The 22,679-nt window shown below is 65.6% G+C and carries 22 protein-coding genes; 3 read left to right on the top strand and 19 right to left on the bottom strand.

Features of this window, described 5'->3' with window-relative positions:
- Window positions 1-166: 166 nt before the first annotated feature.
- The 12 genes from M1M07_RS01415 to M1M07_RS01360 form a co-directional block, all read right to left on the bottom strand.
- The gene (locus M1M07_RS01415; RefSeq protein ID WP_248673073.1) at window positions 167-1,024 is read right to left on the bottom strand and encodes an SDR family NAD(P)-dependent oxidoreductase; all 858 of its coding nucleotides are present in this window, start codon (window positions 1,022-1,024) and stop codon (window positions 167-169) included.
- A gap of 71 nt (window positions 1,025-1,095) precedes the next feature.
- Complete coding sequence (locus M1M07_RS01410) at window positions 1,096-2,481, bottom strand: ABC transporter substrate-binding protein (RefSeq protein WP_248673072.1); 1,386 nt, start codon at window positions 2,479-2,481, stop codon at window positions 1,096-1,098.
- A gap of 361 nt (window positions 2,482-2,842) precedes the next feature.
- Window positions 2,843-3,307 carry a MaoC/PaaZ C-terminal domain-containing protein gene (locus M1M07_RS01405; protein WP_282581726.1) on the bottom strand — a complete coding sequence of 155 codons (465 nt, stop codon included), beginning with the start codon at window positions 3,305-3,307 and terminating at the stop codon, window positions 2,843-2,845.
- Complete coding sequence (locus M1M07_RS01400) at window positions 3,259-3,687, bottom strand: MaoC family dehydratase N-terminal domain-containing protein (RefSeq protein WP_248673175.1); 429 nt, start codon at window positions 3,685-3,687, stop codon at window positions 3,259-3,261. The genes M1M07_RS01405 and M1M07_RS01400 overlap by 49 nt, the downstream gene beginning before the upstream one ends.
- Window positions 3,688-3,702: 15 nt before the next feature.
- The gene (locus M1M07_RS01395; protein WP_248673070.1) at window positions 3,703-4,590 is read right to left on the bottom strand and encodes an ATP-binding cassette domain-containing protein; all 888 of its coding nucleotides are present in this window, start codon (window positions 4,588-4,590) and stop codon (window positions 3,703-3,705) included.
- Window positions 4,583-5,605: an ABC transporter ATP-binding protein gene (locus M1M07_RS01390; protein WP_248673069.1), complete on the bottom strand. Its 1,023-nt coding sequence runs from the start codon at window positions 5,603-5,605 to the stop codon at window positions 4,583-4,585. Before M1M07_RS01390 ends, M1M07_RS01395 begins: the two co-directional genes overlap by 8 nt.
- Window positions 5,602-6,492, bottom strand: coding sequence for an ABC transporter permease (locus M1M07_RS01385; RefSeq protein ID WP_248673068.1), 891 nt, complete (start codon window positions 6,490-6,492; stop codon window positions 5,602-5,604). Before M1M07_RS01385 ends, M1M07_RS01390 begins: the two co-directional genes overlap by 4 nt.
- Window positions 6,489-7,424, bottom strand: a complete 936-nt coding sequence (locus tag M1M07_RS01380) for an ABC transporter permease (RefSeq protein ID WP_282581725.1) — start codon at window positions 7,422-7,424, stop codon at window positions 6,489-6,491. Before M1M07_RS01380 ends, M1M07_RS01385 begins: the two co-directional genes overlap by 4 nt.
- A 272-nt stretch (window positions 7,425-7,696) precedes the next feature.
- Window positions 7,697-8,128, bottom strand: coding sequence for a Zn-ribbon domain-containing OB-fold protein (locus M1M07_RS01375; RefSeq protein ID WP_248673066.1), 432 nt, complete (start codon window positions 8,126-8,128; stop codon window positions 7,697-7,699).
- Window positions 8,125-9,318, bottom strand: a complete 1,194-nt coding sequence (locus M1M07_RS01370; protein WP_248673065.1) for a thiolase — start codon at window positions 9,316-9,318, stop codon at window positions 8,125-8,127. The genes M1M07_RS01375 and M1M07_RS01370 overlap by 4 nt, the downstream gene beginning before the upstream one ends.
- A 168-nt stretch (window positions 9,319-9,486) precedes the next feature.
- A complete protein-coding gene (locus tag M1M07_RS01365) occupies window positions 9,487-10,233 on the bottom strand; it encodes an enoyl-CoA hydratase/isomerase family protein (RefSeq protein ID WP_248673064.1) in 747 nt (248 codons plus the stop codon).
- 98 nt (window positions 10,234-10,331) lie between these two features.
- Window positions 10,332-11,612: a MaoC family dehydratase N-terminal domain-containing protein gene (locus M1M07_RS01360; protein ID WP_248673063.1), complete on the bottom strand. Its 1,281-nt coding sequence runs from the start codon at window positions 11,610-11,612 to the stop codon at window positions 10,332-10,334.
- Between the two features lie 181 nt (window positions 11,613-11,793).
- Here M1M07_RS01360 and M1M07_RS01355 point away from each other — a divergent pair, with 181 nt between their 5' ends.
- A complete protein-coding gene (locus tag M1M07_RS01355) occupies window positions 11,794-12,597 on the top strand; it encodes a FadR/GntR family transcriptional regulator (protein ID WP_248673062.1) in 804 nt (267 codons plus the stop codon).
- Window positions 12,598-12,662: 65 nt separating this feature from the next.
- Here M1M07_RS01355 and M1M07_RS01350 read toward each other — a convergent pair whose 3' ends face one another.
- Together M1M07_RS01350 and M1M07_RS01345 are read right to left on the bottom strand one after the other, a co-directional pair.
- A complete protein-coding gene (locus M1M07_RS01350; RefSeq protein WP_248673061.1) occupies window positions 12,663-14,171 on the bottom strand; it encodes a class I adenylate-forming enzyme family protein in 1,509 nt (502 codons plus the stop codon).
- A 39-nt stretch (window positions 14,172-14,210) separates the two neighbouring features.
- Complete coding sequence (locus M1M07_RS01345) at window positions 14,211-14,519, bottom strand: hypothetical protein (protein ID WP_248673060.1); 309 nt, start codon at window positions 14,517-14,519, stop codon at window positions 14,211-14,213.
- A gap of 209 nt (window positions 14,520-14,728) precedes the next feature.
- Here M1M07_RS01345 and M1M07_RS01340 point away from each other — a divergent pair, with 209 nt between their 5' ends.
- Both M1M07_RS01340 and M1M07_RS01335 read left to right on the top strand, forming a co-directional pair.
- Entirely contained in the window at window positions 14,729-15,487 is a 759-nt protein-coding gene (locus M1M07_RS01340; RefSeq protein WP_248673059.1) for an SDR family NAD(P)-dependent oxidoreductase, read from the top strand.
- A 37-nt stretch (window positions 15,488-15,524) separates the two neighbouring features.
- A complete protein-coding gene (locus M1M07_RS01335) occupies window positions 15,525-17,675 on the top strand; it encodes an acyl-CoA dehydrogenase (RefSeq protein ID WP_248673058.1) in 2,151 nt (716 codons plus the stop codon).
- Window positions 17,676-17,783: 108 nt separating this feature from the next.
- Here M1M07_RS01335 and M1M07_RS01330 read toward each other — a convergent pair whose 3' ends face one another.
- The 5 genes from M1M07_RS01330 to M1M07_RS01310 are packed head-to-tail and all read right to left on the bottom strand — an operon-like array spanning window position 17,784 to window position 22,641.
- Window positions 17,784-18,467, bottom strand: coding sequence for a TetR/AcrR family transcriptional regulator (locus tag M1M07_RS01330; protein ID WP_248673057.1), 684 nt, complete (start codon window positions 18,465-18,467; stop codon window positions 17,784-17,786).
- Window positions 18,468-18,506: 39 nt separating this feature from the next.
- Window positions 18,507-19,481: an NADPH:quinone oxidoreductase family protein gene (locus M1M07_RS01325; protein ID WP_248673056.1), complete on the bottom strand. Its 975-nt coding sequence runs from the start codon at window positions 19,479-19,481 to the stop codon at window positions 18,507-18,509.
- A gap of 38 nt (window positions 19,482-19,519) precedes the next feature.
- On the bottom strand, window positions 19,520-20,266 hold the full coding sequence (locus tag M1M07_RS01320) for an SDR family NAD(P)-dependent oxidoreductase (protein WP_248673055.1): 747 nt from the start codon (window positions 20,264-20,266) through the stop codon (window positions 19,520-19,522).
- Window positions 20,263-21,567 (bottom strand): acyl-CoA dehydrogenase family protein, encoded by a 1,305-nt coding sequence (locus M1M07_RS01315; RefSeq protein WP_248673054.1) that lies wholly within the window; start codon window positions 21,565-21,567, stop codon window positions 20,263-20,265. Before M1M07_RS01315 ends, M1M07_RS01320 begins: the two co-directional genes overlap by 4 nt.
- A gap of 48 nt (window positions 21,568-21,615) precedes the next feature.
- Window positions 21,616-22,641 (bottom strand): phosphotransferase family protein, encoded by a 1,026-nt coding sequence (locus M1M07_RS01310; protein ID WP_248673053.1) that lies wholly within the window; start codon window positions 22,639-22,641, stop codon window positions 21,616-21,618.
- Window positions 22,642-22,679 lie beyond the last annotated feature (38 nt).

Genomic DNA, 22,679 nt, shown 5'->3' with positions numbered 1-22,679 from the left:
AGGCCTCGACCAATCGAAGAGAAATCGATTCCGGTCACCGTTGTCGTCCGCGAATCTGCACAATCAGACCTCGGCGCTCGGAGGAATGCCACACTTCAGTGAACATCCACCAATTCCGGAACTACTGAAGTTCCCAAAATGCCTGCAGCTGTATCAGTTCGACTCCTCAACCGACAGGAAAGTCTCCCAGGTTCCACGTACCTTCGGTCCCCCGCGACCAGCCCGACGCAGCCCACGTTCCACCATCCACGGGAAGAGTCGCACCCGTGATGTACGACGCGAGGGGTGAGCACAGGAATGCCACAGCCGCACCGCATTCGGAGATGTCTCCTTCGCGTCCGACCGGAATGTACCGGTCCATCGCATCCTGAAGTGCCGGCTCCCGGACCAGGTAGGCGGCTTCGTCGATCGGTCCGGTGCGCTGCCCGTGGTTGCCGGGCGTCACGGTCTGATCGGGCGTGATCGCATTGACGCGGATACCGTCCGCGGCCAACTCCAACGCCATTGTGCGGGTGAAGCTGAGCATGCCCGCCTTGCACGCGGCATACACGGCGAAGTTCGGTGCGGCCCGGGTTCCCTCGATGCTGCTGACGTTGACGATCGAGCCGCCCGCGGCACCGCGCCTCATGAGCGGAACAGCGGCCGAGGTCGCTGCGAGCATGCTGACCAGGTTGATGTCGATGTGCCGCCGCCAACTGCGCTCGCTCTGCTCGGCGAACGCTCCACCGCGAACACCGCCGGCGTTGTTGACCAGGATGTCGAGGCGTCCGAATTCGCGGTCGGCACGTTCGACGGCACTACGGACCTGTTCGGTGTCCATCACGTCGGTCTGCACCGCCAGCACCTTGCGGTCGCGCTCACGGATCAGCCCGGCGGTCTGCTCTGCACGCTGTGGATCGACCTCGGCGAGGACGATGTCCGCCCCGGCCTCGGCGAGCGCCAGCGCGATCCCCCGCCCGATCCCGCCGCCACCGCCTGTCACCAGCGCGACCTGTCCGGTCAGGTCCACGGTCATACCAGCCATGTCCGCCTCTCCTTCGAAAGCCCGCGCCGCCCACCGGTTTCGGTGGGCGGCGCGGGCTCGATGCTACTTTGTCATTCGGTGATCGCAAGGTCACGAAGGTCGTACGGCCCCCAGGTCGTCGCGTAGTCCATGTCCGTACTGAAGTTGCCGACCTTGTCACTCATCACCCACGGGTAGGTGATCCACACGATCGGGACACCCCAGGCCTGCTCGGTGAGGTACTTGTTCAGCTCGACCTTGCTGGCAGTGCGCTCGTCCTCGGTGCGTCGCGAATCCGTCACGTCGGCGATCAATGCGTCGTACTCCGGGGTCGTGCCCGCCGGGTTCTGGGTCGGCCCGATTCGCGTATTGAGGCCGGCCGCGAAACTGATTCCTGCCGAGGAGAACCCGACGAGAAGCGGATAACGACCGGACGCGAACTGGGTGTACACCTCGACGCCGTCGAGCACACGGGGCTGGAACCGGACACCCACGGCAGCGAACTGCTCCTGCACGACGTCGACCAGGCCCGGTGTCGTCGCCGACGACACCGCGATCTCCCCGAGATCGATGCCGTCCGGATAACCAGCCTCCGCAAGCAGCGCCTTGGCCTTCTCGGGATCGTACGGGTAGATGTCCTCGAGGCTCTCGTCGAACCCGGACAGCCCTTGGGGCACGAATTGCCACCGCACGCGGGACCCCGGGTACAGAGCCTCTGTGATCGTCTCCCGATCGATCGCGTGATTGAGGGCCTGTCGCACCCGCAGGTCGTCGAGCGGCTTCGCATTGCGGTTGATGGCGAGTTCCATACCGACACCGTGCGCCACCGGAACCGTGACGAGGCCGTCCCGACCTTCCACTGCTGCGATGTTGCCCGGCTGGAACTGTCCGATGTCGATCTGACCACCGGCGACGGCGTTGGTGAATGCCTGGAAGTCCGGAATTGCCGTGTGTTCGATGCGAGCCGGCTTGGCGGCGTCGGCGTCCCAGTAGTCGTCGCGGTCGCGCACCAGGACAAGCTTCTCGTTCGGAGCCCACGATTCCACGCTGTAGGCGCCGGATCCGTCCGCCGTCGTACCGGGGTCACCGGCCTCGAACAGGGGTGGGTTCATGATCAGGCCGGCGGGCCCGGCGAGCAGGTACGGCATCTGGTCGGTGGGCTTCGCGAGAGTGACAGTGACCTCGTACGGCCCCGTAGCGGTCACCTCGGCGATCGCCGACAGCGAGCGCTTGACCACCGGCGACTCGAGAGTGCGCGCGCGATCGAGGTTCTTCTTCACGACGACGGCGTCGAGCGGCGTGCCGTCCCGGAACGATGCGTCCTCGCGGAGATGGAACACGAGCTGTGTGCCGTCGCCGTTGTAGGACCAGTCGGTGACCAGCATGCCCTTGGTTACACCGTCGTGATCGACGGTGAACAGCCGGTCGTAGACGTTGTTGAGTCCGAAACGGAACGATGCGATTTCGGAGGTGGCCATGTGCGGATCGAGCGTGCTGACCGCCTGCGTCCAGCCGACCGACAGGGTGGCGTTCGTGTCGACCGCTCCCTGCCCTGCATCGGAGGAGGCGCCGGAGCTACCACACGACGAAACCAGAGCGGCGACAGCCAAACACGCAACCGCGGTGACTGCCCAGCGACTTCGGAACATGGAATGTCCTTTCACGGATCGGGTTCGAACACCGGAGCACGGCTACTGCCTGACGGCGCGGAGAGGGACTGCAGGCAAAGACGACACCCGAGGGGATATGACCTACAACACGGACACTACTTTGTGGTGGCCCACATCACAATCTCGAGACTGCAATCTCGTCCGCCAACATTGTTTTCCTACAGTCGTTTTACGACTCTGCGAGAAACTCGGCCGAGCCGTCCACCACGACCGCGCCGGTAGAATCGACGAGTTCGAGACCGAGTTCGACACATGCGGTGTCCCCACTCCGCCGGATCCCACGGACTACAGCTCGCGCGGTGAGCACCTCACCGCGATAGACGACCTTGCGGAATCGAGTCCGGAATCGCCTCACCGTACGGACCCCGAAGAGCTCCGTGCAGTAGGCAGCCAGATATCCGGCACCGAGCATGCCGACACTGAACGACGCGGGATACCCCGCCGCCCGAGCCATTTCGTCGTCGTGGTGCATCGGGTTCAGATCCCCACTCGCACCCTGATACCGCACCACGTCCGTCATGGAAATGGGCCCGAACTTGCGTGGAGGAAAGGTCTGTCCTGGCTGGACACCCACACTCGAAGCAGTCACTCCCCACCTCCGATCGGATTGAGAAAGGCAGAAGTGTAATAACATTCAGCCCTGAGTCGACCATCCGTGTCGGTGAAGCTCACGGTGAAGTGCACCAGTGCCATCGATCCCGACCGCCCTTCCTTCAATTCGACGGAGTCGAGCCCCAGTTGCGTCGTCACCGTCTCACCGGCGTGGAGGATATCGCCGTGGAAGACGTACTCCTGCTCGAGCGACAGGAGTCGGCGGACATCGGGAACGACTCCGATTGCCGCGCATCCTGCACGGGTTTCGGGGAGATCGAAGACCCGCGACAGATTGTCCCAGAACACGACTGTGGCGAGGAAGGTCGGCGGTATCGGGGCGGACGGGTCGTCCAGGTACTCGGCGCGGGAGGCGCCCGTCGCCGCAGCGTACTCACGGATCTTGCCACGTTCGATCGGCATCACTGCCATGGTCGCCTACCCCACCGTCCGGCCGGCCGGCGCGGGCCGGAAGGTGCGAAGACTCGGATGAGCGGCCGGAATCGCCGACAACAGCGTGCGACTGTATTCGTGTGTGGGATCGGCGAACAGCGTGGCTGCGTCGTTGCACTCGATGATCTCGCCACGCTTCATGACCGCGATGCGATCCGCGATGACCCGCACGAGGGACATGTCGTGAGAGATGAACAGATAAGCGAGGTTTCGCTCTTTCTGCAGTTCGCGCAGCAGGTTGACGACGTGCGATCGGATGGACATGTCCAGCGCCGCGACCGGCTCGTCGCACACCACGATCTCCGGGTCGGTCACCAGCGCACGGGCGATGGCGACACGCTGGAGCTGACCACCCGACATCTCGTACGGATAGCGATCGAGGTGATGCGCGGTCAGCCCGACCCTGTCGAGCAGCGCGGCGACCCGCTTGTCGCGATCCGCGGCACTGTAACCCCCCTGCGAGAACATGGGCTCGGCGATCGAATACCGGATCGGTGCACGGGGATTGAGCGACTTGAACGGGTCCTGGAAGATCATCGTCGCCCGGCCCCGGACCTTGCGCAGATCCGACCGTCCCATTGCCGTGATGTCTTCGCCGAGCACTTTGATCGTCCCGGCGTCCGGCTCGATCAACCGCAGCGCGAGACGTCCCACCGTCGACTTGCCGGCACCGGACTCGCCGACGAGCGCGAGCGTCTCGCCGCGTCGAACCTCGAGGCTCACCCCACGCACCGCGTCGACGGTCTCGGTGACGCGTCCGATCAAATTGCGTCTTGCCGGATACGATTTGGTCAGACCCTCGATGATCAGAGCCGGATCGCCTGTGTTCTGCCGGGTGTCGGTACGTGCAGCAGTTGCGGTCGTGTCAGGCATAGAAAGCGTCCTCCAGCGAAATCTCGTCGGTGCGGACGCAGCGGACGAGATGGTCGGTTCCGACGGTCGACAACGGGATGTAACCCGACGTGCACTCCTCCCGGGCATACGGGCAGCGGGGCGCGAATCGGCAGGACTCCACGAATTCGTGCGGCGGTGGCACACGGCCCGGGATGACGCCCATCTTCTCGGCATGCCTGACCGGGTCGGGCATTGCGTGTAGTAGACCAGCGGTATAGGGATGACCCGGGTTGTCGAACAGTTCGAGGATCGGCGCGTCCTCGACGATCCGGCCCGCGTACATCACCGCGGCCCGGTCACACACCTCGGCGACAACGCTCAGATCGTGAGTGATCAGCAATACGCCGAGGCCCAGTTCGAGCTGCAGTTCGTGGATCAGGCCGAGCACCTGCCGCTGCACGGTCACATCCAGAGCCGTGGTGGGTTCGTCCGCGATGAGCACATCCGGATCGCACGACAGTGCCATCGCCAGCATGACACGCTGGCACATGCCCCCACTGAACTCGTGCGGATAGGCGTGTGCACGCTTCGCCGGCTCCGGAATCCCGACCCGGTCGAACAGTTCGACCGCGCGCGCCCACGCGTCCTTTCTCGAGCACTTGCGGTGCCGACGTACCGCCTCGGCGACCTGATCGCCCACTGTGAACGCCGGATTGAGACTGCGCCGCGGCTCCTGGAAGATCATCGCGACCTCGGAGCCTCGCACCTCGTCGAGCTGTTTCTCCGGCAACGCATTGAGATCCCGGTCATTGACGACGACAGAACCGGAGACGCGGGCATTACGCGCCAGCAGGTGCATGATGGCGAGGGACGTGACCGTCTTGCCGGACCCGGATTCACCGACCAGCCCCAATGTTTCGCCCTTGCGGACGCTGAAGGCGACGTTGTCGACGATGCGGGTCCACCCGTGGTCCGGGGTCTTGAAGTCGACACACAGGTCGTCGACCTTCAGGACGACGTCCTGCTCGAGTGCCTTTTCCGTGGTGATGGTCATGCCTTGCTCCCGCCCTGGCTTCCGACTGCATCCCGCAGACTGTCGCCGAACAGCGACAACATCAGGATCGTGACGACGATCACGACACTGGACGGAATGATGGTCCAGCCGTTGATTGCAAGATTGTCGAATCCTTCCTTCACCATCGACCCCCAACTGGCCGTCGGTGGTTGGACACCCAGCCCGAGGAAGCTCAGGCCGGACTCGGCGACGATCGCGACGGAGGCGCCGAAGGAGATCTGGATCAACAGCGGGGAGATGATGTTCGGTGCCACGTGACGCGTCATGATTCGGATCGGCCCGGCACCGCCCGAGCGGGCGGCTTCCACGTAGTCCTCGTTGACGATTTCCCGGGTGCTGACCCTCACCAGGCGGAAGAATCGAGGGGCGAGAAGCACGCCGATCGCGATCATTGCGTTCGTCAGACTCGGTCCGAGGGCTCCGACGATCGCCACTGCGAAGAGCAGCGGCGGCAGCGACAACAACACATCGGACACCCGGCTGGTGACGGAATCGAGCAGACCGCCGAGGTAGCCGGCCATCAGGCCCAGGCTCGCCCCGACGACGATGCCGATACCCACAGCGAGTGCGGCCGCGGCCAGGTCGACTCCGGTGGCGACCATGAGCCGACTCAGGATGTCGCGCCCGACCGCATCGGTACCGAGCCAGTATTCACTGCTGGGGCTTTCGAGTCGATTCAGCAGGCTCTGCGCCGCCGGATCCTTCGGCGTCCAGAATTGCGCCACAACGCCGACGAGCACCAGGAATGTCAGCCCGACGAGGCAGAACATCCCCACACGATCCTGCAGAAGCCGCTTCATCGTGCGGCCCGGAGTGTACGAGAACAGCGTCTTGACGCTTCTCGCGTTCGTCACTGTAGTGGTCATTTGTTTCGGATCCTCGGGTTCAGGTAGCCGTACGAGATGTCGACGAGCAGGGTGACGAGCAGGACGATCACGCCGCTGACCAGGACCACACCCTGCATGGTCGGGATGTCACGGTTGATGACCGCGGTGACGCCGAGCTGGCCGAATCCCTGGATGTTGAAGATTGCCTCGATGATCACCGCCGCGCCGACGACGCGGCCGACGTTCAGTCCCAGCACCGTGATGTACGGGACCGCTGCGTTCTTCGCAGCATGTTTGCAGACGAGTGCCATCTTGCTCAGACCCTTGGCTCGGGCCGTGCGGATGTAGTCCTGCTCGAGCGCGTCGATCATGGCGCCGCGCGCCTGCCGGGCGAGCTCGGCGAGGCTGATGGTGGCGATCGCGATCGCGGGGAGCGTCGCATACATCAACCACTCCCCCACACCGTCGCTGAGCGGGGCGTACCCGGTGGGCGGGAAGATCTGGAGGCCGCCGAGCGCGAACCATTTCACCAGGATCGCGGCGAGCACGAACGGCGGGACAGCGAGCAGGAATACCGAGGTCCCGGTGAGGATCCGGTCGAACAGGCTGTCGCGCTTGACCGCGGCGAGTATTCCGAGGGGAATACTCAGGATGACGACCATGAGCATCGCGAACAGACCGATCGACAGGGTCCTCGGGAGCCGGCGGGCAATCACCTCGGTGACCGGTTCGTTGGTGGCGAACGACGTCCCGAGATCACCTTGCAGTGCATTCCAGACGTAGGACAGGTACTGATGCCATACCGGTTGGTCGAGGCCGAGTCGCTGGCGCACCGCGGCGATCGCCTCGGGCGATGCGTCGGCGCCGGCGATGATCGCGGCAGGATCGCCGGGGGCGATTTCTACGAGCAGGAACACGATGACGGTCAGAATCAGAAGCATCGGCACAACTGTCAACAGTCGTGATGCCATGAACCGCAACATGGAAAACCCTTCGTTCGGCTGGGCATGCGGTGTGGACGCGTCCGGTGAGGCCGGGAAGAAGCGACAACCGACCGGGCCCGAGTACGGGCGTGCACGCCACGGTCCTGTTCATTGTGAGGCGCGCCACTTAGGTTGTCAACACTACTTAGTTAACTATGTGCACTTCATCTGCACGCGCAGCAGCCGGTGCTGCGGGCACCGGAGTGTCCGCAGCACCGGCTGCAGGCAGTGTGAGCTATTCGGCTGTGGTGCAGTCCGATTCAGTCGGTCACGGGACGGAACACGGGCAGCTTCCACCCATCGGAGATCGGCGAGAAGCACACCTCGACATCCATTCCGATCGCCACTTCGTCGGGGTCGACGTCCACGACATTGGTGACCAACCGGGCCGGGGCGGCACCTTCGAGGTCGATCACGGCGCCGACGACGGTGATGTCGGGCAATCCCGGGAAACCGTGGACGACGGCGAAGCTGTACACGGTGCCACGCCCGGAGAGCTCCGGCCACTTCTTCTCGGTGGACTGACATTCCGGACAGAAGGGGGTCGGAGGCATCCGGAAGTGCCCGCAATCTGCGCATTGGCACGCGACGAGTCGCTCCTCCTTGGCTGCCTGCCAGAAGGGTTCGGTGTGCGGATCGGTCGTGATCTGGACGGCGTCGCCGGGCAGCGGCGTTGCCACGATGTCGCTCATGCCGCACGTCCCAGGATCAGGCCACTGACGGGCAGCGACGCGGGACCGCCGGTCGCCAGGGCGAACTCGGCATCCTTCACCTGATTGATCGCAGTGCCTCGCATCTGCTCCACCGCCTCCATGATGTGTGTCATTCCGATGATGTAGGCCTCGGACAGCTGACCACCGTGGGTGTTCACCGGGATCGAGCCGCCGTCGTACCGGATCGCGCCACTCTCGACGAACGCGCCGCCCTCGCCGCGCTCACAGAAGCCGTAGTCCTCGAGCTGCATCAGAACCATGGGCGAGAAATGGTCGTAGAGCAGTGCGACATCGATATCCTTGGCAGTCAGCCCCGACTGCTCGTACAAACGCTTGGCGATCGGGGCGTTGCCCGCAGATGCGAAATACTCGTCGGGCATGCCGTACCACGCGAACGCGCGACCCCACTCACGACGGCCACCGTGTGCAACCGCCACCACGGGCACCGGCTTCTGCCGCAGATCCTTCGCACGGTCCGAACTCGTGGTGATCACCGCGACCGCACCTTCGGTCTCCATGCAGAAGTCGTACAGGCACAACGGGTCCGCGATCATGCGACCGTTGAAGTATTCCTCCCTGGTGAGAGGTGTCTTCTGAATGGCCTTGGGACGATTGAGTGCATTCTGCCGCTCGGAGATCGCGATCTCGGCGAATGCATCACGCGTTGTGCCGTACATGTGCATGTGACGACGTGCGAGCACCGACATCAGGTGGCCGGGGCCCGCGAGACCCGAAGGCTGCAGGAACGAACTCAGCGGATCCGGGGCCTTCGCCGCGAAAACGGTACCCAGACGCTGCTTCTGCTGCTGCAACGCCATGACGGTTACGACGGTCGTCGCCTGACCTGAAACGATTGCTGCGCGCGCAAGCCCGATGGAACCGGCAGATCCACCACCGCCGGAAGTCAGCGATGCCGTGAACGTGACCTCCGGGATGCCCAACGTCTCCATGAAGTCGGCGGTGTCCATCTTGTCGCCGTACCCCGCGCCGGCTCCGGAATAGTAGGCGAAGCCGTCGATCTCTTTCACCGAGATGCCCGCGTCCTCGCATGCTGCGAGGATTGCCTTGCCTGCGAGTTCGGTGATGGTCTGAGGCGCGGAACCTCCGCGCTTGTAATAGGGGGTGGCGCCGACACCGACTATGGCGACATCCCGCAGTCCGTTGCTCAAGACAGCTTCTCCGTTCGGTTATCCGGTCGGCCGACGTACTCCGGGGTCCCGCGATCGGGGCACCACCGGAGTCGTTACGGCTTCACGCTCGTGTCATGCGCGAATACCCACACATGACATGTATCACATAGTAATCTATGAAGACTTCATATACCAGGCGTTGCCCTGCTACTTGCCGAGCAGTTGCCGGGTGAGGTCCCGGAAGTGCTGCGAAGTCAACAGGTGGCCCTGCCGAGCACCGGCCTGGTCGAAGTTCTCCTCGTCCGGCCACGCCGCCCGGCGGGCAAGGGCGGCATAATCCCCCAACACCCGGCGATCGATGTACGACAGTGCCTCTACCCGGGCGAGAGCCGCCGTAAGAGCGTCGGGCTCACCGCTTTCGGCGAGACCGAGTTCGACTGCACGCTCGGCCGAGACACGCTCCTGCGTCGCGAGAAGTTGCCACAGTCGCTCGGGGGCGACGCGGTGCAACAGAGCGGTCCCTCCCGTGCCAGGAATCAATCCCGCCCGCGCCCAGCCCTGCATGAGGAAGCCCTTCGGACCCACGAATCGCATATCGCACGCCAGCGCCAGGTCCATTCCGAGACCGACAGCGGCACCGTCGACTGCGGCGATCGTGGGGACGGGGCAGTCGCGAAGGGCACGCACCATCGCCTGGACCCGACCGTAGATGGTTCGGTGGATCTCCTCCGGCGTCAAGGTCCGGCCCAGCTCCGCGAAGAAGGGGAGATCACCACCCGCGCAGAACTGGCCCTCGCCCGCGAGAACGAGTGCCCGGGCGGCCGATTCGGCCCCGGCTCCGGTGATGGCCTCGGCGACGAGATCGGCGTCGTCGGCGGAGAGGGCGTTGCGCTTGTCGGTCCAGCGCAGGGTGACGATCACTGCACCGTCTCGAATTTCGGTGGTTACCGGCATGGGATGGTCCTCGCTGTGATGAGTGGTCCGAGAACGGCACAACCCGCCAAGCGGAGCGACAGACACGCCCGGCGGGTTGGATCCGTTCGAAATGATGATCAGGCCTGGCCTGCGCGACGCCGTTCCGCACGAAGCTCACCGTTGCGCTTGAGCATCTTCGCGGCGACTCGCTCGAGCTCGGCCGGTGCCGTGGGCAGCACAGCGAGGCCGGTTTCCCTGCTCGGCAACGCGATCGTGGCGGTCGCGGGGCAGGTGACCTCGCCACGTTGGCTGGTACCACGCAGCTCGATGTCGATCAGATGACGATCGCCCTCGACACGCTTGCCGACGACCTCACCGGTGAAGGTGTGGGTGTCGCCCATGTAGTTGAACTTGCGCATCTGGCTCGACATGGATTCGAGCCAGCCGTCGTCGCCGATCCAGTCGGTGAGGAAGTGGGTCAGCCAGCAGTCGCGCATCATGCCGTAGTCGTATGCAGCCGGCAGGCCGATCGACCGGGCGTAGTCGCTGTCCCAGTGGATGCGCTGCGCGACATCGGGGATGCCCTGCTCGTTGGGGATGTAGAAGGGGGCGATGCGTTGACGGTTCTTGTAGCTCAGGCGGCTCGCCGACGGCGTGTAGGGCGCGAAACCGTATCCGCCCGAATGGAAGACGACCATGTCGGTGGTCGTCAGCGGTCCCTTGGCCATGGTCCCGAGGCTGTCGCCGACCTCGACGTCGTCCCAGTAGCGGGTGTTCGCGCCCCGAACCTGCTCTGCCGCGTAGATCTCGTCGATCTTCGCGATGTCCTCGGAAGTGTAGGACGCGGGCTCGATGGCGTCGTACTTCTTGCGCTTCTTCGACTCGTGACGCTCGGTGTGGATGGTGATCACCCGCTGCGTCTGCACGACCTCGGCGCGCTGGTTGAACTGGACGTGGATGCGGGTGACGATGAGCGAGCGGCCCGCGAACTCGGACTGCTTTTCCTCGACCTTGTCGAACCCCTGGAACGAGTAGAGAGTGTCGCCGTCGTACACCGGCCGGTACCAATTGGTGGTGGTTCCCGAAACGAAGACGTGAATGCCGCGGAACGACGGACGTCGCTGCTCGCGAGGCACCGGATCCGCGAGCAGTTCCTTGGTGAGCGCGATGTTGATCATCGGCGGGGCGATCTGCCCACCCCAGCGGGTGTCGAGACCGTACTCCTCGTCCACGAACAGCGGATTGTCATCGCCGTAGCTGCGAGCGAAGTTCCGCATGATGTCCGGGGTCGCCCGCGTGTACTGCTCTCGCTGTGTCACCGCATGGTAGACACCCACGAGATCCTTCGCCCGCTGGACGTCCTCGTCCTTGAAGGTGTAGATCTCGGGATTCTTCTCTGTCGTGTCAGACGTGCTCATGAAGTACCTCCAGGGTCTTTTCGGGGGCGCCGCGGGCGGCAGGCACTGGGAAGCGGCTGCATTTCTCGACACGGTCGTCCACCCCGCCTACTCCCCCACAGTAAGTGCACCTAGTGAGAGATGTAAAGCGGCAGATGCCATCTGTCGCGGAATGACGACCGGCGGGACGTAGGCTCGAGCGATGAGTACGCGCGCATTCTCATCCCTCGGGGCCATGTCGGGGTCGGTACGAATCCCCAAGACCGCCGAACTCGTTGCTGCGCGACTGCGCCGCGAGATCGTGCGCGGCGAACTCGCGACCGGTGACATGCTTCCTCCGGAAGCGACACTCATGGAGGATTTCGGCGTCTCCCGCGCCACATTGAGGGAAGCATTCCGCCTGCTCGAGGCCGAATCCCTCATCCAACGGAAACGGGGAGGCCACGGCGGTGCGGTCGTCTCGAGACCCGACATCTCCGTGGCGGCACGGAGCGTCGGATTGATTCTCCAGATGAACGGCACGACGCTCGAGGAGATCTACGCTGCCCGAATCGTCTTCGAACCGGTCTGCGCACGTCTGTTCGCCGAACGTCGCACCGACGAGGACGTCGCGGAACTCCGCTCGTGCCTCGCGAGCATGCGCGCTGTGACCGAGAAGGATCTGAGCACCAGCAGAGGGCCCCGACACTGGGCCGACCTGACCATCCGTTTCCAGTCCACGATCACGGACCGGTGCGGCAACAAGGCCCTGAGCGTCCAGGCGGGGGTGCTTCGGGACATCGTCGCGACCCACCAGGCGACCGCCATTGCCCAGGGCAACCATCTCCCCGGGGTGTGGCGGCATTTTCTCCGAAATATCCGCTCGTACGAGAAGCTCGTCGATCTCCTCGAAGCCGACGACGGAGCGGGCGCCGAGGCGCACTGGGCGGCGCATCTGACCGCAGTGCGCAAGCTCGTCCTCGGAAACGACGCCGGCCGGACCGCGGTCGTCGACATGTTCGAGTAGAGCGCCGCCCCTCACGAATACGACGGTCCGGCCGGTGGGCACCGGCCGGACCGCCGCTTTCGTTCTCAGACGCTTGCAGCGTCCTCCGAGTTCTCGAGACGTGCAACCACGTGCCTGCGCACGAGCTTGCCGGTCTCGGTTCGGGGAAGTTCGTCCCAGAACACGATCCTCTCGGGAGTTTTACTGCTGCGCAACGACTCTCGCACGAAGTTCCGGAGCTCCTCGACGTCGACGGTGGCTCCGGGGTCCAGGACGACGGCGGCTTCGATCCGCTGGCCCCACTCCTCGTCCGGAATGCCGACGACCGCGACGTCCATCACGGCGGGGTGCCTGAGCATGACATCCTCGATCTCGGCCGGCGCGATGTTCTCTGCTCCACGAATGATCGTGTCGTCGACACGCCCGCCCACGAAGAGGAATCCGTCCTCGTCGAGGTAGCCCTTGTCGCGCGTATCGAAGAACCCGCGGTCGTCGACCATGCGGCCGATGCCTGCGTATTCCGCTGACACCTGCTCGCCTCGCACACAGATCCGTCCGGTTACCCCGGGAGGCACAGGAGTGTCGTCGACGTCGCGGATCTCGAGATCGACGCCGGGAACCACGCGCCCCACGGATCCGAGCCGCGCCCGGACCTTCTCGTCGTCGCTCGCGAGCGCCGCGCGATGATCCTCGGGACCGAGGACAGCGACGGTCGAACTGGTTTCCGTGAGCCCGTAGGCGTTGACGAAGCCCGTGTCAGGCCACAGCCGCAGCGCACGTTCGAGGACCCGCGCCGGCATCGGCGCGCCACCGTATGCGAGTCCGCGCAGGCTCGGAACGTCCTTGTCGGCCTCCGATTCGATGATTCGCGCAAGCATGGTGGGGACCACCAGTGCGTTCGTGATCTCCTCACGCCGGACAGTGTCGAGCCACTGCTCCGGTGTGAACTGCTCGAGCACCATGGTGCGCCGCCCCGCATACAGGTTCGTGATGACGTTCGCGACTGCTGCAATGTGATAAGGGGGAACGCTCACCAACGCGGCATCGGCCTCCTCTGCAGAAGCGAATTCGACAGAGCCCAGCACATACGACGTGAGGTTCTCGTGGCGGAGCAAGACCCCCTTGGGGGCGGACGTGGTACCGGAGGTGTAGATGACGACAGCCGGGATGTCGACGTCGACCACATTGTCCTCCGCGTCCGTGACCGGTGACGTCGCGAGTTCCTGCAGCCACTGCCGGGGCGTCCGGACCGGCAGGCCCGCCCGCTCGAGAGCTTCGGTCTGGCCCGGGTCGGCGATGCCGAGCGCCCTCGGATGATTGGCGAGCAACGCATCGAGTTGCTCGCGGCCGAGCCGGTAGTTCACCGGCACGAGCGGCACGCCCGCGCGTGCTGCCGAGAACATGGCCACGGGAAACGCGGGGCCGTTGACCGCGAGGTATACGACGGCGTCGGCACCGGCATCCTCGATCGCGGCAGCCCCCGCGATCGAGAGCTCCTGCAGCCGCGACGCAGAGATCCCGGCATCACGAGTCCCGATCACGATTCGGTCTCCGAAGCCGTCGACGGCCATGTCCAGCAACATCGTCAGATTCATCAATTACTCCAGTCGAGGAATCGGGTCGGCGAACGCGCGTCAGTCCGAGGACGGCAACGGCTTGGCGGCCTTCAGCGGCAATGCGCGTCCGTCCAGGTCCAGTCGGCCTGTACCGGGCTTCGTGCACAGAATTTCGAGCCCCACCTCGTCGTCCGCGTAGCGCTTGCCGAGTTGTGCGCCGCCGACGAAGGCGGGATCGATGGCGGAACCGTCGCCCTCGCCCTTCTTCCCGACCACCATTTCCACACCGCCGCACGTCAGCGACACGTCTGCCCGGGGCGCCCGGACCACCATCACGGTGGTGCTGTCGACAGAGCTGGCCAACGACTGACCGACCTTGAGAATCACGATTCCTCCACTTCGAGCAAGTTCCACGGGGCCACTCCGACGACCCGGACTCCGAGTCCTGATCCCGGACGACTCCGCGTCACCACAGTAGCGCGCATCACATAGTTAAGATAGTACTATAAGTGATCTAAGAACAAGCGGTCGACGACGGGGAACCCAGGAACGCTGTGGCCCTCGAGCGACCCGTCCACCCAGCATCAGGAGCAGAGATGAACATCAGCGGCAAGAAGGCCATCGTGGTCGGGGGTGCCTCCGGCATGGGAAAGGCAACCGCACAGGCGCTCGTCGCGCAGGGGGCTCAGGTCGCGATTCTCGATCGCGAGAGCAGTAGCGGCGCAGAGGTCGCGGCCGAGATCGGTGCGGTCTTCCATCCGGCCGACATCACCGACTTCACCGGCGTCGAGGAGACCTTGAACAAGGCCGTCACCGACCTCGGTGGCCTGCACATCATCGTCACCACTGCCGGTGGAGGATCTGCGAAGAAGACCCTCGGCCGCAGCGGTCCCCACGACCTCGAAACCTTCCGCGCCATCGTCGATCTGAACCTGATCGCGACATTCAACCTCAACCGCCTCGCCGCTGCGCATATGGCCCTCAACGAGCCCGAGGACGAGGAGCGCGGCGTCATCATCAACACCTCGTCGATCGCCGCCTTCGAGGGTCAGATCGGTCAGGTCGCCTACACGGCCGCCAAGGCCGGCATCGCCGGAATGGCCCTGACGATGGCACGCGACCTCGGTCCGAACGGCATCCGTGTCCTCGCGATCGCACCGAGTCTGTTCGCCACCGGCGCGACCGCCGGAATCCCGGACGACCGCGTCGCTCCCCTGGTCGAGGACGCCGCTTTCCCGAAGCGGATGGGCCGGCCCGAGGAATATGCCAAACTCGCCCTCGCAATCGTCGACAACGCCATGCTCAACGGCCAGTGCCTGCGTCTGGATGCCGGCCAGCGGTTCGCTCCGCGCTGATCGAGAACCACTCGACAACTCACAAGGAAGAACGCTCATGCCACTCGCGATCACCGACGACCACCGCGACATCGCGGACGCCGTCCGATCATTCCTCTCGGGCCACGACGCCGCCGCCCTCGCGCGGCGGGTGGTCGACGACCCGAACACCGATACCTCGACTCTCTGGAAGCAGTTTGCCGACCTCGGCTGGCTCGGGTTGCACCTGCCGACACGATTCGGCGGCGCAGATGTCGCCCTCCCCGAAGTCGCGATCGTCGCCGAGGAACTCGGCCGGCAACTCGTCCCGGTACCGTTTCTCGCGTCGGTCGCCACGTCGGCGGCACTTGTTGCCGCCGGCGACGAGCAGCAGCAGACGGATTGGCTCCCCGGATTCGCCGACGGCAGCACGATCGCGGGCCTAGGAGTCGCCGGCACCGCGACCCTGTCCGGCACCACCGTTTCCGGTGACGCGGGCCTCGTTGTGGGCGCCCTCGGTGCGACCGTGCTCGCCCTGGTCACCGGGGACGACCTCGTTCTCGTCTCACCCGACGATCAGGCCGTCACCCTCGTCCCTGCACCCGACTTCGACCCGGGCCTGCGCCTCGCCCGAGTCGTGCTCGAGAACGCGAGCGTTCGGGCAGTCGTCGCGGGGGGAGCACGGATCGCCCGGCATACCGCGCGCGTGATCGCGGCCGCCGAGGCCGCAGGTGGTACCCAGGCGACTCTCGAGACGGCACTCGCGTACGCGAAGGTCCGCGAGCAGTTCGGCCGGGCCATCGGCTCGTTCCAGGCGATCAAGCACCACCTCGCGAACATGCTGGCGACGAGCGAACTCGCGATCGCGGTGGCGTGGGATGCGGCGCGTGCCGGAACCGACGGCGACCAGGCAAAGCTCGCGCTCGACGCCGCGCGTGTGATCGCCTTCGACTCGTACGTCACCAACGCGGAGAAGAGCATTCAGATCCACGGTGGCGTCGGTTTCACATGGGAACACGACTGCCACCTGTTCCTGCGTCGCGCCCACGCCCTGCGGTCGCTGTTCGGCGATGTCGACGGTGCACTTGACTCGATCGTCGAATCGGGTACCTCCGGGGTCCGGCGGCACTACGCGGTCGATCTGCCCGCGGAGGCAGAGATCTACCGCACTCAGGCCCGCGAATTCGTGCAGAAGTACAACGCGGCGGCGGAGGCCGAGCGGCGGGCGCTTCTCGTCGATTCCGGTTACCTCATGCCGCACTGGTCGGAGCCGTTCGGGCGCGCCGCGTCCCCGGTCGAACAGCTCGTGATCGATGAGGAGTTCTCCGGCGTAGAGCTGCCGAACCTCGGGATCGGTGCCTGGATCCTCCTCACCCTCACCCAGCACGGCACCCCCGAGCAGATCGAGCGGTGGATCCGGCCGGGCCTCATGGGGGATCTGGTCTGGTGCCAGCTCTTCTCCGAGCCCGGCGCCGGTTCCGACGCCGCCGCCGTCGCCACGCGCGGAGTGAAGGTCGAGGGCGGCTGGCGCATCACGGGCCAGAAAGTATGGACGTCCAACGCGCAGAACTGCAACCGCGGTCTGGCAACAATCCGCACCAACCGCGACGTGCCGAAGCACAAGGGCATCACCGCGGTCGTCGTCGATCTGACGGCGCCCGGGGTGACGGTGCGGCCGCTGCGCGAGATCACCGGCGACGCGGTCTTCAACGAGGTCTTCTTCGACGATGTGTTCGTCCCGGATGCCGACGTCGTGGGCGCCGTCGACAACGGCTGGACCGTGGCACGGGCAACGCTCGGCAACGAGCGTGTCTCCATCGGCGGCGGAAGCACCGGTGGCGACGAGCGATCGGCGTACTCGTTGCTCCCGGTGGCGTCGAAGTACGCCCCCGGGGACGTGACGGTTACTCGCGCGATCGCCGGACTCGCTGCCCGCGAACAGGCGATGGGCGTGCTCAACGTCCGGCACGTCGTGCGTGCGGTGACAGGAAGCGATCCCGGCCCGGAAGGCAGCATCACGAAGATGCTCGCTGCGGAGCACTCCCAGCACGTCGGTGAACTCGCACTGCGCATCGCCGGACCCGCGGTGGTGGCCGGCGACGAGCCGCAGCTCGCATACAACTACCTGATCTCGCGTGCGATGACCATTGCCGGTGGCACGTCCGAGATCAACCGCAACGTCATCGCGGAGCGGCTGCTGGGTCTGCCCCGCGAGCAGATCGCCAACTGAGGCACTGCCCTCGACTACGGAATACCGGGGGCCGGACACAGTGTCCGGCCCCCGTGTTCCGCGCTTCACGCCGAGATCGATGTGCACGAACAGGGCGTGGCGGAGTGGTCATCGACCGTCGAGGGCGTCCAAGGTCCCGGACCGGCAGAAGCGGACGAGCGCATCCCTGTCTGCGGGAGTCGGTTGCCTGCCCGAGTTCATGCACTGGGCCGCGACACCGGTCACGAGGGTGTCGACGAACAACGCCTGCCGATCGGGTTCGGCCACGCCCGCCTCTGCCATGATCGACGAGAGGAGCGAGCGGATGAGATTCTTCCCCACCGGCTCGATTTCCGTCTTGTCCCTTGCGATCTGAGCGACGTTCCATTGGATGACGGTGCTCAGATCGGCCAGGCGCGGGTCTTCGATCTGCGCGAGTATCCCGTCGATCCACGCGTCGAGTTTGCCCTGCCAGGAGGACTCCTTGCCGACGCGATGGCGAAGGTAGGCGTAGACGGTGACCAGCCCCTGCTCGTAGGTGGCGACGATGACGTCGTCGCGGCTTCGGAAGTGCCGATAGAACGCCTGGTTCGTGATGCCCGCCTCGTGGACGATCTCGCTGACCTTGGGAACCTCGGTGCAGCCCTTCCGCAGCATGACCTCCGAGGTAGCCCGGATCAGAGTCCGTACCTCGGCGTCGTAGGCCTCCTGGCGGGCCGGACGGACCGCGCGCCGCAACTGCCGTCCCCCGGAGACCACCAGGAAGTCCGCGTCGAGCGCGTCACTGTGGATGGTGGACACGATCGACGCCACCTCCCTACCTCCGAGAACTTTGAGAATGCGATTCTGAGATTAGCAGCCGTCGCCGATCGCGACGACGACCTTCCCGACCGCGGTCCGATCGCTCAGACTGTTCAACGCATCGGTGACGTGGTCGAGGTCGAAGACCCGCGAGACGAGCGGCCGCATCCCCCCTGCGACGAGATCGGCGAGGGCACGCGCCGCGCCCGCAGGAGCATCCGGGTGGCGCTGGGCAAGGGTCCGCAGTTCGACGCCGCGCACCGTCAGATCCTTCAGGAGAACCAGATTCAGCGGGATGCGCGGGATCTCGCCCGCGGCATAACCGACGGTGACGAACCGGCCCCCGGGGGCCAACGCCCGCAGCGCCGGCTCCGCGTACCTGCCACCGACCGGGTCGATCACGACCTGTGCGCCCCCGCCGGTGATCTCCTTGATCCGCGCCTTGAGATCCTCGGAGTCGTAGGCGATCCCTGCTTCGGCGCCCGCCACGGCCGACAGGCGCTCGTGAGTCGATGCGCACGCGACGACCCGGGCGCCGAGCCGGTGTGCGATGTCGACGGTTGCGGTTCCCACTCCCCCGGCCGCACCGAGCACGACAACCCACTCGCCCGGACGCACACCTGCGGCGGTGACCAGGGCGTGGTAGGCGGTGGTGTACGTGACCCGGAACGCGGCCGCGGAAGGCCAGTCCAGTCCTTCGGGCACCGGGGTGAGCCCCTCCGCGGGAACGCAGATCAGTTCCGCGAAGGCGCCGCTCATCGCCGAACCCATGACCGCATCGCCGGCTTCGACCGACCGGACCCCCTCGCCCACTGCCCGCACGACACCGGCGAACTCACTACCGGGCGTGAACGGGGTAGGCAGGGACACCTGGTACTTGTCGGCGACCATCAGCACATCGGGAAAGTTGACGGCCGCGGCCCGGACCTCCACGACGACCTCACCGGGACCGGGGGTCGGGTCCGGGACATCGCGGACCGTCACCACGTCGGGCGGACCGTAGCTGTCACACCGGGCGGCACGCATCGTCTACCACCCCGCCCGGCCGGGTGTGCAGTGCCGCATCAGTACAGACCCCCGTCGACACGGACGAACGACCCCGTCGTGTAGCTCGACGCCGGGCTCGCGAGGTACAGCGCCGTGGTGACGATCTCCTCCGGCTGCCCTGGGCGACCGATGGCGCTGCGGGTCGAGCGACGCGACTCCTCGGGCCACGCGTCGGCGATGTCAGTGAGGAACGGCCCCGCCGAGATGGTGTTGACCCGGACCGTCGGACCGAACTCGCGCGCGAACACCCCGGTGAGAGCATTCAGAGCGGCCTTCGCACCCGCATAGGGCCCGAACTTCGGGGCGGGGAAGATCGCGCCGGACGAGGACACGTTGATGATCGATCCGCCACCTCCCGCGGCCATACGCTCTCCGACCAGCGAGGTGAGCCGGAACGGGCCCTTGAAGTTCACTCCGACGACCTTGTCGAAGAGTTCTTCGCTCGTCTCCGCCGAGGACGGCGCGACCGGCGACATCCCCGCATTGTTGACGAGTACGTCGACCTTGCCGAACGTCTCGTAGGCCGCCTCGACCAGTGCGTCGATCTCTTCCCACTTCCCGACGTGGCACGCGACCGGAAGCGCCTTGCGTCCGAGTGCCTCCACCTCCGCGGCGAGTGCGGCGCACGCGTCGATCTTGCGGCTGGTGATCACCACGTCGGCGCCGGCCTTCGCGAAGGCGAGCACCATCTGGCGCCCGAGTCCGCGGCTGCCGCCGGTGACCAACGCGACCTTTCCCTCGAGATCGAAAAGACTGTCGCTCATGCGATTCCGTACTTCTCGAGAACGTCGGCATGCTTGACCTTCGCCGCGGCGAGTCGGGTGGGGATGTGCTCGGACGGAAACAGACCCTCGACCGGGCTGTAGTCCTTCAAGATCCCGCGGGCAACCGCGACCTTGTGAACCTCGGTGGGTCCGTCGGCCAGACCGAGAGACAACGAATTCGCCCACATCTCGTGCAGCGGCAATTCGATGGTGACTCCGAGCGAGCCGTGCACCTGGATCGCCCGGTGAACGACGTCGTGATAGACCTTCGCCATCGCGACCTTGCACATCGCGATCTGCGTGCGAGCGGCGCCGTGCGGCTGGGTGTCGATGACCCAGGCTGTGTTGAGCACCAGCAACCTGAACTGTGCGAGTTCGATGGCGGAGTCCGCTATGAACTGCTGGACGAGCTGCTTCTTCGCGAGAGTCTCTCCCTGCGTGGTTCGCGAGAGCGCCCGTTCTGCCATCATGTCGAAGGCACGCTGGCATTTGCCGACGGTGCGCATCGCGTGGTGAACTCGGCCGCCACCGAGGCGTGCCTGCGCTACCTCGAAGCCCTGTCCCGGGCCCCCGAGGATCGCGTCGGCCGGCACGCGCACGTCGTTGTATCGGATGTAGCCGTGTGTCCCCTCGTCGAGTTCCTCGCGATCACCCATCACGGCGACGTTGCGGAGGATCTCGATTCCCGGCGTCTCGGCGGGCACGACGAACATCGACATCCGCCGGTACGGCGAGGCCTCGGGGTCGGTCACCGCCATAACGATGAAGAACGACGCGTAGCGCGCGTTGGACGAGAACCACTTCTCGCCGCTGATAACCCATTCGTCACCGTCCTTGCGGGCCGAGCACACGAACTCCTTGGGGTCGGCGCCCGCCTGGGGTTCGGTCATCGAGAAGCACGAGACGATGTCGCCATCCAGCAGCGGCTGCAGGTAACGCGCCTTCTGTTCGTCGGTGCCGAACATCGCGAGGATCTCGGCGTTTCCGGTGTCGGGCGCTGCGGTGCCGAAAACGGTCGGGGCCCACATGGAGCGGCCGAGGATCTCGTTCAGCAGAGCCAGCTTGAGCTGGCCGTATCCCTGACCGCCCAGCTCGGGTCCGAGGTGGCAGGCCCACAGGCCCTGCTCCTTCACCCGGTCCTGGAGAGGCTTCAGGATCGCACGGGCGGCCTTGTTCTCCGTGTTGTAAGGCTGACCGAGGTGGGGGAAGAGCAGGTCGAGCGGCTCGCACTCCTCGCGGACGAAGGTCTCGACCCAGTCGAGCTTCGCCTGGAACTCGGGTTCCGTCTGAAAATCCCACATGGTTGGTTCCTCCTGCGTGTGGTTCGTGGTCTACGGGCTGCGCTCGGCTCAGGCGCCGACGAGGGTGAGCGCCTCGCGCAGGAGATCCGGCAGCGCCGGTTCCATCCGCGCGAACGACGGGTTCATCGTGTTGTGCTTGCGGGCCCGCTTGATCAGCAGTGCCGTGGCGGCTGCCTCCTTGTACCGCGTGAGGGCGTCGAACCACGCCAGGTCCGGAACGGTCCCGCCGAACGACCGCTCGTACTCCCGGACGACGGCCTCGATACTCGGGGCTCCGCACGGTTCGTCGTGCGGGCGGGCGGGATGACGGGCCTCGTCGGTGAAGTAGGTCAGCCAGGTCAGATCGATCCGGGGATCGCCGACCGACCAGATCTCCCAGTCGATGATGGACGTGACCCGGTCGCCGTCACACAGGGTGTTGCCGAGTCGGAAGTCGCCGTGGTTGACGACAGGCGCCATCGGGGCCGGAATCGTGGCGCGCAACGCCTTCTCACAGACCCGGTAGTCCCCCTGTAGGTCCTCGGGGACCGCGGTGAACGCCTTTGTCCAACGGTCGATTTCAGACTCCAGGGTGACGACGGGTTCGCATCCCAGCCCCACGTCCTCGTGCGACACGCGATGCAGGTTGCCGAGCATCCGGGCGGCGTCGAGGAATCGCGCATGCGTCTGTGCGCGGAGTTCATCCGATCGCGCGTCCTCGAGAAGAGGCTCGACACACTCCCCCGTCACGAATTCCATCGCGACGAACGGAGGCACCTCGAGGGACTCGCCGTCCGCAGAGAAGTACACCGCCGGCACCTTCACGCCCGGGACCCCGTGCAGTGCGTTCATCAACCGCCCCTGCCGGACGACGTCGCGATTGCGGACGGGTTCGAGTCCGGGAGGCGCGACCTTGAGGACAACCTGCTCGACCCCCTCGGACGACGAGGCGTCCGCGATGAACGTCAGGCTCGACGAGCCGCCGGTCAGGGGACGGACGCCGGAGACCGTGAGGCCGTCTCGCCATTCCCGCCCCGCACGGGTGGCGCGCAGCGCCAGGTCGGCGAGCAGGTGCTTGTCGTCGAGCGACGTCATATGGATCGCCTTTCATGAGGCATCCCGGAAAACCAGGA

The sequence above is a fragment of the Rhodococcus sp. HM1 genome, assembly GCF_023218075.1.
Taxonomy (GTDB): Bacteria; Actinomycetota; Actinomycetes; order Mycobacteriales; family Mycobacteriaceae; genus Rhodococcus.
This window is presented reverse-complemented; position numbering and strand designations above follow the sequence as displayed.

Excerpts from the sequence above, each read along its gene's own strand:
- M1M07_RS01415 (WP_248673073.1), bottom strand. The coding sequence starts at position 1,024 with ATGGCTGGTATGACCGTGGACCTGACCGGACAGGTCGCGCTGGTGACA.
- M1M07_RS01410 (WP_248673072.1), bottom strand. The coding sequence starts at position 2,481 with ATGGCCACCTCCGAAATCGCATCGTTCCGTTTCGGACTCAACAACGTC.
- M1M07_RS01405 (WP_282581726.1), bottom strand. The coding sequence starts at position 3,307 with ATGTTATTACACTTCTGCCTTTCTCAATCCGATCGGAGGTGGGGAGTG.
- M1M07_RS01400 (WP_248673175.1), bottom strand. The coding sequence starts at position 3,687 with ATGCCGATCGAACGTGGCAAGATCCGTGAGTACGCTGCGGCGACGGGC.
- M1M07_RS01395 (WP_248673070.1), bottom strand. The coding sequence starts at position 4,590 with ATGCCTGACACGACCGCAACTGCTGCACGTACCGACACCCGGCAGAAC.
- M1M07_RS01390 (WP_248673069.1), bottom strand. The coding sequence starts at position 5,605 with ATGACCATCACCACGGAAAAGGCACTCGAGCAGGACGTCGTCCTGAAG.
- M1M07_RS01385 (WP_248673068.1), bottom strand. The coding sequence starts at position 6,492 with ATGACCACTACAGTGACGAACGCGAGAAGCGTCAAGACGCTGTTCTCG.
- M1M07_RS01380 (WP_282581725.1), bottom strand. The coding sequence starts at position 7,424 with ATGGCATCACGACTGTTGACAGTTGTGCCGATGCTTCTGATTCTGACC.
- M1M07_RS01375 (WP_248673066.1), bottom strand. The coding sequence starts at position 8,128 with ATGAGCGACATCGTGGCAACGCCGCTGCCCGGCGACGCCGTCCAGATC.
- M1M07_RS01365 (WP_248673064.1), bottom strand. The coding sequence starts at position 10,233 with ATGCCGGTAACCACCGAAATTCGAGACGGTGCAGTGATCGTCACCCTG.
- M1M07_RS01360 (WP_248673063.1), bottom strand. The coding sequence starts at position 11,612 with ATGAGCACGTCTGACACGACAGAGAAGAATCCCGAGATCTACACCTTC.
- M1M07_RS01355 (WP_248673062.1), top strand. The coding sequence starts at position 11,794 with ATGAGTACGCGCGCATTCTCATCCCTCGGGGCCATGTCGGGGTCGGTA.
- M1M07_RS01350 (WP_248673061.1), bottom strand. The coding sequence starts at position 14,171 with ATGAATCTGACGATGTTGCTGGACATGGCCGTCGACGGCTTCGGAGAC.
- M1M07_RS01340 (WP_248673059.1), top strand. The coding sequence starts at position 14,729 with ATGAACATCAGCGGCAAGAAGGCCATCGTGGTCGGGGGTGCCTCCGGC.
- M1M07_RS01335 (WP_248673058.1), top strand. The coding sequence starts at position 15,525 with ATGCCACTCGCGATCACCGACGACCACCGCGACATCGCGGACGCCGTC.
- M1M07_RS01325 (WP_248673056.1), bottom strand. The coding sequence starts at position 19,481 with ATGCGTGCCGCCCGGTGTGACAGCTACGGTCCGCCCGACGTGGTGACG.
- M1M07_RS01320 (WP_248673055.1), bottom strand. The coding sequence starts at position 20,266 with ATGAGCGACAGTCTTTTCGATCTCGAGGGAAAGGTCGCGTTGGTCACC.
- M1M07_RS01315 (WP_248673054.1), bottom strand. The coding sequence starts at position 21,567 with ATGTGGGATTTTCAGACGGAACCCGAGTTCCAGGCGAAGCTCGACTGG.
- M1M07_RS01310 (WP_248673053.1), bottom strand. The coding sequence starts at position 22,641 with ATGACGTCGCTCGACGACAAGCACCTGCTCGCCGACCTGGCGCTGCGC.